Source organism: Nocardiopsis trehalosi NBRC 14201, from assembly GCF_001552555.1.
Lineage (GTDB): Bacteria > Actinomycetota > Actinomycetes > Streptosporangiales > Streptosporangiaceae > Nocardiopsis_B > Nocardiopsis_B trehalosi.
Map to the genome: position 1 here is coordinate 1 of NZ_BCRK01000180.1, position 12,573 is coordinate 12,573.

Genomic DNA, 12,573 nt, shown 5'->3' on the forward strand with positions numbered 1-12,573 from the left:
CCCCGCCCCGACCGACCCCAACCCCCCCCCCCCCCGCAGGACCGCCGCCCGCCACGGGCTCCGCGGTGCTGCCCGGAAACCGCCGGAGGCCCCCGAATGTCCCTCCAGGAGAAACCCACCACCCCGCCCGACCCGCCCCGCCAGGCGCGGCTCGACCGGGTCCGCTCAGGTGTGCAGCGCTTCGGCGGCCACCTGGCCGGGATGGTCATGCCCAACATCGGGGCGTTCATCGCCTGGGGCCTGATCACCGCCCTGTTCATCCCCACCGGGTGGCTGCCGAACGAGACGTTCGGCGCGCTCGTGGACCCGATGATCAAGGTCCTGCTGCCGGTCCTCATCGGCTACACCGGCGGTCGGCTGGTGCACGGCCAGCGCGGCGCGGTGGCCGGCGCGGTCGCCACGGTCGGCGTCGTCGTCGGCGCGGACATCCCGATGTTCCTCGGCGCGATGGTCATGGGCCCGCTCGCCGCCTACGTGCTCCGCCTGTTCGACAACGCGGTGCGCCACCGGGTCCGCTCCGGCTTCGAGATGCTGGTCGACAACTTCAGCTGCGGCATCATCGGCGGCGCGATGGCCCTCGTCGCCCTCATCGGCGTCGGCCCCGTGGTCGAGACCGTCACCCGCGGCCTCGGCGCGGGCGTGCAGTTCCTCATGGACGCCGGCCTGCTGCCGCTGGTCGCGGTGATCATCGAGCCCGCCAAGGTGCTGTTCCTCAACAACGCCATCAACCACGGGGTGCTGGGCCCGCTGGGCGTGGCGTCGGCCGCCGAGACCGGGCGCGCCGTGGAGTTCCTCATCGAGTCGAACCCCGGCCCCGGCCTGGGTATCCTGCTGGCGCTGATGTTCTTCGGCCCGCGCGCCACCCGCTCCACCGCGCCGGGCGCGATCGTCATCCAGTTCCTCGGCGGCATCCACGAGATCTACTTCCCGTACATCCTCGCCCAGCCCCGGCTCATCCTCGCGGCGATCGGCGGCGGCGCGGCGGGCATCTCCGTCTTCCTGCTCACCGGGGCCGGCCTGGTCGCCACGCCGTCGCCCGGCAGCATCATCGCCATCCTCGCGGTCACCCCGCGGGGCGGGCACATCAGTGTGATCCTCGGGGTCGCCGCGGCGACCGCGGTGTCCTTCCTCATCGCCGCCGCGCTCCTCGGCTTCGGCAAGGCGCGGCGCGCGGAGTCCCGCAGCGAATCGGAGGCAACCTCATGAACACGATCGACGGCGCGCAGGTCCGCAAGGTGGTCGTCGCCTGCGACGCGGGGATGGGCAGCAGCGCGCTGCTGACCTCCCAGCTCAGCAAGTCCCTGTCCCCGCACTCGGTGGGCGTGGAGCACACCTCGGTCGACCGCATCCCGGCCGACGCCGACGTGGTCCTGTGCCACGCCAACCTGGCCGAGCGGGCCCGGCGCAGCGCCCCCGACAAGGTCGTGCTGACCTTCCAGATGTTCCTGGGCGACCCGGTGTTCCAGCGCCTGGAGAACGCCATCAAGGCGGGTGAGCGCATTGACGGCTGACGCCCTGCGGCTGACGCCCGAGGCGGTCCGCACCGGCCTCCGGGCGGCCGACAAGGCCGACGCCATCGACCAGGCCGGCCGGCTGCTGCTGGAGCTGGACGCGGTCGAGCCCGGTTACCTGCCCGCCATGCACGAGCGCGAGCGGTCGGTCCCCACCTACATCGGCGAGGGCGTCGCCATCCCGCACGGGACCGACGCCGCCCGCGCCCTGGTCCGCCGCACCGCGCTCGCCGTCCTGGTCTTCCCCGACGGGGTCGACTGGGACGGCCAGGACGTCCGCGTCGTCATCGGCATCGCCGCCGACGGCGACTCCCACATGGGGGTGCTGTCCGCCCTGGCGGCCACGCTGTCGGCGCCCGACCGGGCCGCCGCGCTGCGCGCCGCCGACGACGCCGCCACCGTCATCGCGCTGCTGCGCCCCGACGGCGACGACGACGCCCCGACCCCCGACGACCGTGTGAAGGAGACCCGATGAAGGTCGCCCGTTTCTACGCCCCCGGAGACATCCGCATCGAGCAGGCGGAGGAGCCCGAGCCGGGCCCCGGCGAGCTCAAGCTGCGCGTGCGCAACTGCTCCACCTGCGGAACCGACGCCAAGATCTTCCGGCACGGCCACCACCACATCGCCCCGCCCCGCGTCATCGGGCACGAGATCGCGGGCGAGGTGGTCGCCGCGGGCAGCGAGGCGGGCGACTGGGCGGTCGGCGACCGCGTTCAGGTGATCGCCGCCATCCCCTGCGGGACCTGCCCCGACTGCCGGCGCGGGTGGCGGACGATCTGCCCGAACCAGGAGTCCATGGGCTACCAGTACGACGGCGGGTTCGCCGAGTACATGATCGTGCCCGCCAAGGTGCTCGCGGTCGACGGCGTGAACCGCATCCCCGACCCGGTCGGGTTCGCCGAGGCGTCGGTGGCCGAGCCGCTGGCGTGCGTCCTCAACGGGCAGGAGCTGGCCCGGGTCGGCGAGGGCGACACCGTCGTGGTCATGGGCGCCGGGCCCATCGGCTGCCTGCACGTGCGCATGGCGCGGGCCAACGGCGCCGCCCAGGTCATCCTGGTCGAGCCGAACCGGGCCCGCCTGGACGCGGCGGCCGCCGTGGTGCGCCCCGACGCCGTCGTGTGCGGCGCCGAGACCGACCCGATCGACGAGGTCCGCAAGCTCACCGACGGCCGCGGCGCCGACGTGGTCATCACCGCGGCCGCGGCGGGCAAGGCCCAGGAGGACGCGCTGCAGATGGCGGCCCGGCGCGGCCGCATCAGCTTCTTCGGCGGCCTGCCCAAGGACAACCCCGTCATCGCCTGCGACTCCAACCTGGTGCACTACCGGGAGCTGACGATCGTCGGCGCCAACGGCTCCAGCCCGGACCACAACCGGCGGGCGCTCGACCTCATCGCCTCGGGCGCGGTGCCCGTCAGCGACCTCATCACGCACCGGATGGGGCTCGACGACGTCCTGACCGCCATCGAGACGGTCATCGCGGGCGACGCGATCAAGGTGACGATCGCGCCATGACGACCGCGTACCGGCGGCGACGGGCCGGGTCCGCATGATCCTCACCGTCACCCCCAACCCCAGTGTCGACCGCACCCTGGAGGTCGGTGCGCTCCAGCGCGGCGGGGTGGTGCGGGTCGAGGGCGCGCGGACCCACCCGGGCGGGAAGGCCGTGAACGTCTCGCGGGCGCTGCGCCGCAACGGGGAGCCGACCACGGCGGTGCTGCCGGTCGGCGGCGCGGACGGCGGGCGGATCGCCGCGCTGCTCGACGAGCAGGGCGTCGCGGCGGTCACGGTGCCCATCGGTGCCGCCACCCGCAGCAACATCACCATCGCCGAGGGCGACGGGGTCACCACCAAGCTCAACCTGCCGGGGCCGGCGCTCACCGAGGACGAGGTGGACGCCGTCCTCGACGCGGTCCGCACCGAACTGCGCCGCGGACCGCGGTGGCTGGTCGCCGGGGGCAGCCTGCCCGCCGGGGTCCCCCCGGAGTTCTACCCGCGGGTGGCCCGGTTGGCCGCCGAGCACGGCGTGCCCGTCGCCATCGACACCTCCGGCGCCCCGCTGGAGGCGGCCGCCCGCGCGGGCGGCGTCGACCTGCTCAAGCCCAACCACGAGGAACTGGCCGAACTCCTCGGCCGGGAGCTGACCACCGTCGGCGACGTCGCCGACGCCGCCCGCGAGGTGCTGGACTGGGGCAACGGGGCGGTGCTGGCCACCCTCGGCGCCCACGGCGTGCTGCTCGCGTCGGGCGGGCGCACCTGGTGGGCGGGCGGCGCCGCAGTGGTGCCGCGCAGCACCGTCGGCGCGGGCGACTGCGCCCTCGCCGGCTACCTGCACACCGCCGGCGAGCCCGAGGAGCGGCTGCGCCGGGCGGTGGCGTGGGGCGCGGCGGCCGTCGCCCTGCCCGGCACGACCGTGCCGGGGCCCGCCGACATCGACTGCGCGGCCGTCCGCGTCGTCGCCGACCCCGACCCCGCTCTGGTGGTGGAGAAGCTGTGACCCGTGCGGCCGCCCGCGCGGCCGCACGGCGCTCCGCTCCACCCCGCTCCGACCGACCCACGAAAGGGAACCCCCCATGCCCCAGCGCACCGCCGTCATCGGCTCCTCGGTGGGCCTGCACGCCCGCCCGGCCACCCTGTTCGTCCAGGCGGTGGTGAAGACCGGCCTGCCCGTCACCATCGCCAAGGAGGGCGGCAGCCCCGTCGACGCCCGCAGCGTGCTCACGGTCATGAGCCTCGGCGCCAAGGGCGGCGACACCGTCCTGCTGGAGGCCGAGGGCGACGGCGCCGACACCCACCTGGCCGACCTCGCCGGCCTGCTGGAGACCGACCTCGACGCCTGACCCGCCGCCCCGGCCCGCGCGCGGCCCCCTCCCCCGTGCCGGGCCGGGGCACGGCGGCCCCCGCCCCCACGCGCCCCCGCCCCGGCGCCGGGGTGCGGGGGCGCCGCGTACCATCGGGGCGGTGAGGACGATCCGGCGCGGGGGCGAGCACGAGGCCGAGGTCCGCCGGTCGCGGTTCATCTGCGCCCTGCGGCGGGTCGGCGACGAGGACGCCGCGCGCGCGTTCATCGCCGAGCGGCGCCGCCTGCACTGGAACGCCGCCCACAACTGCACCGCCTACGTGCTCGGACCCGACGGCGCGGTGCAGCGGTCCAGCGACGACGGCGAACCCTCCGGCACGGCGGGCGTGCCCATGCTGGAGGTGCTCCGCCAGCGCGGCCTCACCGACACGGTCGCCGTCGTCACGCGCTACTTCGGCGGGGTCAAGCTGGGCGCCGGCGGGCTGGTCCGCGCCTACGGGGGCGCGGTCGCGGCCGCCGTCGACGCGGTCGGCGTGCTGGAGCGCCGGGTCCTGCCCGTCGTCGCCGTCACCGCCGACTACCACCACGCCGGGCGGCTGGAGAGCGCGCTGCGCGGCTCCGCCCACACCGTGCGCGACGTGCGCTACGGAACGGGCGTCGAGATCGACGTCGCCCTCGCCGACCCCGACCTCGCCGGCTTCGCCGCCTGGATCGCCGAGGCCACCGGCGGCGCCGCCGCCTGCGAGCAGCGCGGCACCACCACCGTGGAGACCGCACCGGACGCCTGACCCGGCGCCTGCCCCGCCTGACCCCGCACCCGCCCCGGCGCCGGGCGCGGGCCGGCCGCCCCGGCGCTCACCGCCCCGGCTCCTCGGCGACGCGCGGCGGGGTCCGCCCCCCGAGGTCCGCGACCGGACCGGGGACGCGGACCGCGTCGGAGTGGAGCCCGTCGGCGGGCAGCGGGACGCGCACATCGGGCCGGGCGTCCGGCGCGCGGTCGCGGTCGGCGCGGGGGTACAGGGCGGCGTGCAGGACGCGGACGGCGGCCTCGGCGGCGGCCGGCGCGGCCGCGGCGGCGCGGGCCGTGCCGGTGGGCAGCCGGCCGGTGATGATCAGCGGGCCGAGGGCGGCGGTCAGCACGCCGACGGAGGGCCGGCCGTCGCCGCTCTCCAGTTCGGCCTCCACGATCTCGGCGGCGGCCTCGGCGACGGTCGCGTCCGGCACCGGGTCGTCGGCGCCCCCGGCGGTGTCCATGGCCCGGGACCAGGCGCCGCGCACCACCGCGCCCACCTCCACCCGCCGCAGGCCGACGCGGGCCTGGTGGACGGCGTCGGCGGTCGCGGTCAGCGCGGTGCGCACGCGGGCGATGGCGTCCGGCGTGCTCCCCTCCCCGCCGGCGGCGAGCACCGCGTCCTGGGCGATGGCGGCGAGGCAGCGGACGGCGTCGCGGACGGCCTGGCGGTCGGCGCCGGTGTACTCGGGCGCCGTGGGCGTGGTCGGGATCATGGCTGCTCCCCGGATGGATGCCTACGAGGGCACGCTACGTCCTGCGCCCCGCACAGCCCCGCTGCTCGGCGGAGTGTCGCCGAACGGGCGGCGCGCGGGGGTGACCGGACGGTGACGGTCCGGGTGCCGGGCGTGTGCGGGGCGGGGGCCGTCGCCTAGGATTCCGGTACACGTCGTCGTCCGAGGGAGTGACCGGCCATGCGCACCTGGCCGCGGGCACCGCTGGCGCCGGTCGCGGCCGGGGTCCTCCTCCTCGCCGCCGCCTGCACCGGGGGCCCACCGCCCCCGGGCGGCCCGGAGTCCCCCCGCCCCCTGCCCACCGCCTTCGCGGGCGACCCGCCGCCGGGGCTGTCCAGCGACCCCCTGCGGTACCTGCACGGCCCCGGCGCCGGCGGCCCCGCCATCCTCGACGACGCCATGGGCGTGCGCATCCAGTCCGTCGGCGACGCGTTCCTCATCAGCTCCAACAGCGAGGAGCGCCACCTGCTCCAGGACGCCGCCGACGGCACCACCCTGTGGGAGGGCGACCGGCCCATCGACCGGTTCGGCACCGACGGCGGCGGCGCCGACGTGCTCGTGGTGGGCTCCGGCGACGACGACGGCGACACCACCGTGGTCGACGCCGAGGGCGCCACCCTGTGGTCCGGCACCGGCGGCCGGGACGTCTACGTGGGCGGCGCGGTGCTGCGCCGCCCCGAGGGCTGGACCGCCGACGACCCCTACGGCGACCTCGCCCTGCTCGACACCGAGGGCGACCCCCTCTGGGACTTCGCGTTCGCGGCCCCGCCCGACGCCGGCGAGGGCGCCGAAGCGCCGTCCCCGTCGCCCCCGCCGGCCGGCGACGCGTCCGACCCCGACCCCGGCCGCATGGGCGTGCCGGTCGCCGCGCGGGACGGCGTCGCGCTGCTCGACGACGGCGCCGGGCTGCTCCAGGCGCGCGACATCGGCGGCGACCCGGGCGAACTGCTGTGGAGCGCCACCGGTGACGACCCCGACCTGGCGGGCGAGGCGGCGCTGCCCCGGCCGCTGCCGCGCGTCGTCGGCTTCTACGACGTCCCCGCCCCTGGGGACGGCGGCACCGGGGGCACCCCTTCGGCGAGAGGGACCCCTTCCCCGGACGGCCCCGGCGCCGCGCCCGCCCGCACCGCGGTGCTGGTCCGCTGGGCGTTCGCCGAGGACCCCTCGCTGCTGTCGCTGCACGACCTGCGCGGCGGCGAGGTGCTGTGGACCCTCACCGAGCCGGGCGCCAACCCGGCCGGCCCCGCCTTCGACCCCGGGTTCGTCCCCGGCACCGTCCACGACCCCGCCACCGGGACCCTGCTGCTGCCGCAGGCCGGCGGCGCGACCCCGATGATCGCGGTGGACCTGGCGGCGGGCCGGGTGCGCTGGGAGTTCGACGCCGACGAGCAGGCGATCTCCCCGGCGTTCGCCCTGGGCGGCCGGTTCTACGGCGACTCCCGGGGCGCCGACGACGCCGCGTCGTCCCAGGTGGTGCTGGACGCCGAGACCAAGGACGTGGTCGCCGAAGGGCTGGACGCCTACGTCGAGGCGGTCACCGACGACGGCCACGCGGTCGTGGTGGCCGACCGGCAGCGGTTCGTGTTCGCCCCCGAGGACGCCCCGGCCACCGGGGGACCGGCCACCCCCACCGGGTAGCCGCCGGGGTCAGGCCCAGGCGTGGTCGGCGGCCAGCAGCTCCTCGCGGTCCGGGCGCGGCGGCGGGGTGCCCACGTCGGCGGTGGAGCGGAGGGTGGCCGCCGCGGTGATGTGCCCCAGGCGGAGCCGGTCGCGCGGCGGCCGGCCCTCCAGCAGCCCGGACAGGAACCCGGCGGCGAACGCGTCGCCCGCCCCCACCGGTTCGGCCACGTCGACTGGGAGCGCCGGGACGAAGGTGCGGTCGCCCCCCTCGTAGCAGGTGGCGCCGATGTCGGCGTCCTTGACGACGAGGCAGCCCACCTCGGGCAGCAGCGCCCGCACGTCGTCGGGCGCCGCCGTCCCCCACAGCGCCTCGGCCTCGTCGCGGCCCACCAGCACCACGTCGGCGCGGCGGGCCAGCGGCAGCAGCGCCCGGGCCGCCGCCTCCGCCGGCCACAGGGCCGGGCGGTGGTTGACGTCGAAGCTGACGGGCGGCCGCCCCGGGGAGCGGTCGAGGAGCCGGTCGACCAGCGCCGCGCACGACGCCGACAGCGCCGGGGTGATCCCGGACAGGTGGAGCAGCCGGGCCCGCCCCACCACCGCGGCGCCGGCCAGGCCGGGCCCCATGGCCGAGGCCGCCGACCCGGCCCGGTAGTAGTGGACGCCCGTCCCCTCGGGCCGGGGGTCCTTGAGGTAGAGCCCGGTGGGCCGTTCGGGGTCGATCTCGACCGCCCCGGTGTCGACGCCGTGCGCGGCCACCGCGCCGGTGACGATGCGGCCCAGCGGGTCGTCGCCCACCCGGCCGAGCCACGCCGCGCGGTGCCCCAGGCGGGCCAGGCCGCACGCGACGTTGGACTCGGCGCCGCCGGCGTCCACCCGCAGCCGGGCGTCGGCCGTCAGCGGGCCGCCGGCGGCGGGGGTGAGCACGGCCATGGTCTCGCCCACGCACAGGGCGTCGACGGGGCCGGCCCCCGGCGGGGGCGGGGCGGTGCGCATGCGGTCGGTCCCTCCTCTGGTGGGGCGCCGGAGCGGGGTTCCGGCCGGCGGCGGCGCGGCGGTCAGGCGCGGCGCGGCCGCACGGATCGGCCGGGCAGCGCGTCGGTGCGCCGCCCGTCGCGGACGGTGAACCGGCCGTTGACGAGGACGTGCGGGATGCCCTCGGGCGGCCGCCGCGGCTCGTCGTAGGTGGCGCCCGCGGCCACCGTGGCGGGGTCGAACACGGTGATGTCGGCGGCCGCCCCGGGCCGGATGACGCCGCGGTCGGTGAGCCCGAGGCGGCGCGCGGGCCCGGAGGTGAGGTGCGCGACGCACTCCTCCAGGCCGAGGACGCCGAGTTCGCGCACGTAGGTGCCGAGGTAGCGGGCGAAGGTGCCCCAGCCGCGCGGGTGCGGGCGGGCGCCGGCCAGGATGCCGTCGCTGCCGCCGGTGTGGGCGGGGTGGCGCATGATGGTGCGCACGTTGTCCTCGTCGCCGACGTGCAGCAGGCAGCCGGTGGCCATGGCGTCGTCCACCAGCAGGTCGGCGAACACGTCGCCGGGGGCGCGGCCGGTCCGGTCGGCGAGGTCGCGCACCGACGCGCCGACCGCCCAGTCGAGGGCGGGGTCGCCCACCCCGGTGATGACCACCACCGACCAGTCGACCGGGACGCCCTGGTTGCCGTCGCTGCCGGTCACCTCGACCTCGTGCAGGATGGCGGCGCGCTCGGCGGGGTCGCGCAGCCGCTCCAGCGTCGCCGCGGTGCCGCCCGCCTGCGCCCGGCTGGGCAGCAGCGCGCCGAGGTAGGTGGCGGCCGCCAGGTAGGGGTAGGTGTCGAGGCTGACGTCGAGCCCGTCGTCGCGCACGGCCGCGTCGATCATGGCCAGGACCTCGGGGGCGCGGCCCCGGTTCATCGGGAAGTTGACGTGGCAGTGCGCCAGGTGCAGCGGGGTGCCCGCGCGCCGGGCGATGTCCAGGCAGGCGCGGTAGGACTCCATCAGCCGGACGCCGTAGTTGCGGTGGTGCGGGCAGTAGTAGCCGCCGGCGGCGCGGACCGGTGCGAGGAGTTCCACGATCTCGTCGTCGCCGGCGTACATGCCGGGCGTGTAGGTCAGCCCGGCCGACAGGCCCACCGCGCCCTCGGCCATGCCCTGGGCGACGGCGGCGCGCATGGCGTCGAGTTCGGCCGGTCCGGCGGGGCGCTCGTCGCCGCCCATGACGGCCATGCGGACGGTGCCGTGCGGGACGAGGTAGGCGGCGTTGACGGCGGCGCCCGCGTCGATCCGGTCGAGATAGCCGCCGACCGTGCGCCAGTCGTGGTCGATGCCGGGGGTGCCGTTCCACCCGGCGAGCTGCCGCCGGAGCTGGGGGAGGGTGGCGTCGGTGACGGGGGCGTAGCTGAGGCCGTCCTGGCCGAGGACCTCCAGGGTGACGCCCTGGAGGGTCTTGGCCAGGTGCTCGGGGTCGGCGAGCACGGCGAGGTCGGAGTGGGCGTGCATGTCGATGAACCCGGGGGCGACCGCCAGCCCGGTGACGTCCACCCGCTCCCCGGTGGCGGCGGCCCGGCCGGGCGGCGCGACCTCGGTGATCCGGCCGTCGGCGACGACCACGTCGGCGGTGCGGGCGGGGGCGCCGGTGCCGTCGACGACCCGGCCTCCGGTGAGCACGACGTCGGCCATGGGGGTCCTTCCAGGTCGCGACCTGCGCGGAGCCGTTGCAATATGTGCAACGCCTCGGGCATTATATGCACCGCACCCCGGCCGCGACAGAGGGAGGCGCACGTGTCGCAGACCGTCCAGCGCGCGGTCGCCATCATCGACGCCCTCGCGGTCCGCCCGCGCACGCTGGGCGAGGTCGCGGACCTGCTCGGGGTCCACCGCTCCACGGCGCTGCGGCTGCTGCAGACCCTGGAGGCCGCCGGGTTCGCCCGCCGGCTCAGCGACGGCCGGCACACCGTGGGCACCCGGCTCATCGAGATCGCCCAGCAGGCGCTCGACGGCCTGGAGCTGCGCCCCCTCGCCCACCCGCACCTGCGGGCGCTGCACGCCGCCTGCGGGCACACCGTCCACCTGGCGCAGCTCGTCGGCGACGAGGTCGTCTACATCGACAAGCTCGACGCCGCAGCGGGCGTGCGCATGTACTCGCGCGTGGGCCGGCCGGCGTCCCTGCACGCCAGCGGCGTGGGCAAGGCCGTCCTGTCCCGGCTGCCGGCCGACCGCGTCGCCGAGCTGCTCGACGGCGCCGACCTGGTCCGCCACACCGCCGCCACGCACGCCGACCGGGCCGCCCTGGAGGCCGAGATCGCCCGCGTCCGCGCGCGCGGCTGGGCCGCCGACGACGGCGAGTTCGAGGACTTCGTGAACTGCGTGGCGGCGCCGATCGCCAACAGCACCGGCGACGTCGTCGCGGCCGTGTCCGTCACGGCGCTGCGCGCCATCGCCCCGCTCGACCGGCTGACCGAGCTCGTCCCCGACCTGCTGGCGACGGCCGCGGCCATCGGCCGGGACCTCGGCTGAGGCGCCCGGACCGCAACGAGACAGGAGGACCATGGGGTTCTACGACAGCCTCGGCGTGCGCCGGGTGGTCAACGCGAGCACGACGTTCACCGCGCTCGGCGGTTCGCTGATGCCGCCCGAGGTGCTCGACGCCATGCGCGAGGCCGCCGGGTCGTTCGTCGACATGGAGGAGCTGCACCTGGCGGCGGGCCGCGGCATCGCGGAGCTGACCCGCAACGAGGCCGCCTACGTCACGTCGGGCTGCGCCGCCGCGCTGGTGCTGGCCGTCATGGGCTGCCGCGCCGGCGGTGACCCCCGGCTCATCGCCCGGCTGCCCGAGGGCACCGGGCTGCCCGCCGAGGTGGTCGTGCACGCGGCGCACCGCATCCCCTACGACCCGGTGCTGGGCCTGGCCGGGGCGCGCGTGCGGCAGATCGGCAACGCGCTGCAGACCTTCGAGTGGGAGCTGGAGGCCGCCCTCACCGCCGACACCGCCGCGGTGCTCTACGTGGCGGGCCGCCACCTGGCGCGCGGCGCGCTGCCGCTGCCGACGGTGGTGCGGATCGCGCGCGAGCGCGGCGTCCCGGTACTGGTCGACGCCGCCGCGCAGCTGCCCCCGGTGGAGAACCTGTGGCACTTCACCACCGGGCTGGGCGCCGACCTGGTCGCGTTCAGCGGCGGCAAGGCCCTGCACGGCCCCCAGGCCAGCGGGCTGCTGCTGGGCCGGGCCGACCTCGTGGAGGCCGCGCGGCGGAACGGCGCCCCGTTCCAGCGCCCGGCCCGGCCGATGAAGGCCGGCAAGGAGGAGATCGCCGGGCTTTACGCGGCGGTGCGCCGCTACGTCGGCCTGGACCACGACGCCGTCGCCCGGGGCTGGGAGGCCACGCTCGCCTACTGGGCCGGCGAGCTGGCCGGGCTGCCGGGCGTCGCCGTCGAGCGCGACCCCTTCAACGAGGCCGGGCAGCCGGTGCCCCGGCTGCGCGTGGACGTCGACCCCCGGGCAGCCGCCGCCGACGCCGCGGCCGTCCTCGACCGGCTGCGCGGCGGCGACCCCGCCATCGCGGTGCTGCCCGCCGAGGACCCGGTCACCGGGACCGTGTCGGGCTTCTGGCTCGGCCCGGACCTGCTGGCCGAGGGTGAGGCGGAGATCGTGGCGGCCGCGCTGCGCCGCCTGCTCGGCTGAACCGCGGGACCGACCGATCGGGACCGCCCCGATCGCGACCTTGAGAGGGAGAGCGCATGAGCGTCACCGAGATCCGCACCGACGAGGCCCCGCGCCCGGCCGGCGCCTACAGCCAGGGCGTCGTCGCCAACGGGTTCCTCTACACGGCCGGGTTCGGCCCGCAGGACCCCGCGACGGGCGAGGTCGCGCCGACCGTGGGCGAGCAGACCGCCCAGGTGCTGAGCAACGTCGCCGCGGTGCTCGCCCAGCACGGCCTCACCCTCGACGACGTGGTGAAGACCACGGTGCACCTGCAGCACCTCAAGCGGGACTTCGCCGAGTACGACGCCGTCTACGCCGAGCGGTTCAGCGCGCCCTACCCGGTGCGCACCACGGTGGGGTCGGACCTGATGGACATCCTGGTGGAGATCGACGTGGTGGCCGCGCTGCGCGACTGAGCGGGCGGGCGGCGCGCGGCGGGACCCGCCGCGC

At 77.1% G+C, this 12,573-nt stretch carries 14 protein-coding genes; 11 read left to right on the forward strand and 3 right to left on the reverse strand.

Going from position 1 to position 12,573, the window contains the following annotated elements:
* The first annotated feature begins 96 nt into the window (after positions 1-96).
* From mtlA to NT8_RS23245, 7 genes are all read left to right on the forward strand, one after another.
* Entirely contained in the window at positions 97-1,206 is a 1,110-nt protein-coding gene (gene mtlA / locus NT8_RS23215; RefSeq protein WP_067973634.1) for a PTS mannitol transporter subunit IICB, read from the forward strand.
* Positions 1,203-1,511 carry a PTS lactose transporter subunit IIB gene (locus NT8_RS23220; protein WP_067973636.1) on the forward strand — a complete coding sequence of 103 codons (309 nt, stop codon included), beginning with the start codon at positions 1,203-1,205 and terminating at the stop codon, positions 1,509-1,511. Before mtlA ends, NT8_RS23220 begins: the two co-directional genes overlap by 4 nt.
* The gene (locus tag NT8_RS23225) at positions 1,492-1,986 is read left to right on the forward strand and encodes a PTS sugar transporter subunit IIA (protein ID WP_394326596.1); all 495 of its coding nucleotides are present in this window, start codon (positions 1,492-1,494) and stop codon (positions 1,984-1,986) included. Before NT8_RS23220 ends, NT8_RS23225 begins: the two co-directional genes overlap by 20 nt.
* Complete coding sequence (locus tag NT8_RS23230; protein ID WP_067973641.1) at positions 1,983-3,023, forward strand: zinc-dependent dehydrogenase; 1,041 nt, start codon at positions 1,983-1,985, stop codon at positions 3,021-3,023. Before NT8_RS23225 ends, NT8_RS23230 begins: the two co-directional genes overlap by 4 nt.
* Positions 3,024-3,057: 34 nt before the next feature.
* Positions 3,058-4,005 carry a 1-phosphofructokinase gene (gene pfkB / locus NT8_RS23235; protein ID WP_067973645.1) on the forward strand — a complete coding sequence of 316 codons (948 nt, stop codon included), beginning with the start codon at positions 3,058-3,060 and terminating at the stop codon, positions 4,003-4,005.
* A gap of 76 nt (positions 4,006-4,081) precedes the next feature.
* Positions 4,082-4,348: an HPr family phosphocarrier protein gene (locus NT8_RS23240; RefSeq protein ID WP_067973648.1), complete on the forward strand. Its 267-nt coding sequence runs from the start codon at positions 4,082-4,084 to the stop codon at positions 4,346-4,348.
* 121 nt (positions 4,349-4,469) lie between these two features.
* On the forward strand, positions 4,470-5,096 hold the full coding sequence (locus NT8_RS23245) for a YigZ family protein (protein WP_067973650.1): 627 nt from the start codon (positions 4,470-4,472) through the stop codon (positions 5,094-5,096).
* A gap of 67 nt (positions 5,097-5,163) precedes the next feature.
* Here NT8_RS23245 and NT8_RS23250 read toward each other — a convergent pair whose 3' ends face one another.
* A complete protein-coding gene (locus NT8_RS23250) occupies positions 5,164-5,814 on the reverse strand; it encodes a hypothetical protein (protein ID WP_067973652.1) in 651 nt (216 codons plus the stop codon).
* A 198-nt stretch (positions 5,815-6,012) separates the two neighbouring features.
* Here NT8_RS23250 and NT8_RS23255 point away from each other — a divergent pair, with 198 nt between their 5' ends.
* Positions 6,013-7,470, forward strand: a complete 1,458-nt coding sequence (locus NT8_RS23255; RefSeq protein ID WP_067973654.1) for a hypothetical protein — start codon at positions 6,013-6,015, stop codon at positions 7,468-7,470.
* Positions 7,471-7,479: 9 nt separating this feature from the next.
* Here the strand turns inward: NT8_RS23255 and NT8_RS23260 are convergent, their stop codons facing one another.
* Together NT8_RS23260 and NT8_RS23265 are read right to left on the reverse strand one after the other, a co-directional pair.
* A complete protein-coding gene (locus NT8_RS23260; RefSeq protein ID WP_067973657.1) occupies positions 7,480-8,445 on the reverse strand; it encodes a sugar kinase in 966 nt (321 codons plus the stop codon).
* A gap of 62 nt (positions 8,446-8,507) precedes the next feature.
* Positions 8,508-10,103, reverse strand: coding sequence for an N-acyl-D-amino-acid deacylase family protein (locus NT8_RS23265; RefSeq protein ID WP_067973660.1), 1,596 nt, complete (start codon positions 10,101-10,103; stop codon positions 8,508-8,510).
* Between the two features lie 102 nt (positions 10,104-10,205).
* On the opposite strand from NT8_RS23265, the gene NT8_RS23270 reads away from it, so the two are divergent.
* Genes NT8_RS23270 through NT8_RS23280 form a run of 3 tightly spaced genes read left to right on the forward strand, consistent with a single transcriptional unit; the run spans position 10,206 to position 12,539 of the window.
* Entirely contained in the window at positions 10,206-10,940 is a 735-nt protein-coding gene (locus tag NT8_RS23270) for an IclR family transcriptional regulator (protein ID WP_067973663.1), read from the forward strand.
* A 31-nt stretch (positions 10,941-10,971) separates the two neighbouring features.
* Positions 10,972-12,102 (forward strand): aminotransferase class V-fold PLP-dependent enzyme, encoded by a 1,131-nt coding sequence (locus NT8_RS23275; RefSeq protein ID WP_067973666.1) that lies wholly within the window; start codon positions 10,972-10,974, stop codon positions 12,100-12,102.
* Between the two features lie 56 nt (positions 12,103-12,158).
* Positions 12,159-12,539 (forward strand): RidA family protein, encoded by a 381-nt coding sequence (locus NT8_RS23280; protein ID WP_067973667.1) that lies wholly within the window; start codon positions 12,159-12,161, stop codon positions 12,537-12,539.
* The last annotated feature ends 34 nt before the right edge of the window (positions 12,540-12,573 follow it).

Coding starts and splice junctions, on each gene's coding strand:
- NT8_RS23275 (WP_067973666.1), top strand. CDS start 10,972: ATGGGGTTCTACGACAGCCTCGGCGTGCGCCGGGTGGTCAACGCGAGC.
- NT8_RS23265 (WP_067973660.1), bottom strand. CDS start 10,103: ATGGCCGACGTCGTGCTCACCGGAGGCCGGGTCGTCGACGGCACCGGC.
- mtlA (WP_067973634.1), top strand. CDS start 97: ATGTCCCTCCAGGAGAAACCCACCACCCCGCCCGACCCGCCCCGCCAG.
- NT8_RS23230 (WP_067973641.1), top strand. CDS start 1,983: ATGAAGGTCGCCCGTTTCTACGCCCCCGGAGACATCCGCATCGAGCAG.
- NT8_RS23280 (WP_067973667.1), top strand. CDS start 12,159: ATGAGCGTCACCGAGATCCGCACCGACGAGGCCCCGCGCCCGGCCGGC.
- pfkB (WP_067973645.1), top strand. CDS start 3,058: ATGATCCTCACCGTCACCCCCAACCCCAGTGTCGACCGCACCCTGGAG.
- NT8_RS23220 (WP_067973636.1), top strand. CDS start 1,203: ATGAACACGATCGACGGCGCGCAGGTCCGCAAGGTGGTCGTCGCCTGC.
- NT8_RS23260 (WP_067973657.1), bottom strand. CDS start 8,445: ATGCGCACCGCCCCGCCCCCGCCGGGGGCCGGCCCCGTCGACGCCCTG.
- NT8_RS23255 (WP_067973654.1), top strand. CDS start 6,013: ATGCGCACCTGGCCGCGGGCACCGCTGGCGCCGGTCGCGGCCGGGGTC.
- NT8_RS23250 (WP_067973652.1), bottom strand. CDS start 5,814: ATGATCCCGACCACGCCCACGGCGCCCGAGTACACCGGCGCCGACCGC.
- NT8_RS23240 (WP_067973648.1), top strand. CDS start 4,082: ATGCCCCAGCGCACCGCCGTCATCGGCTCCTCGGTGGGCCTGCACGCC.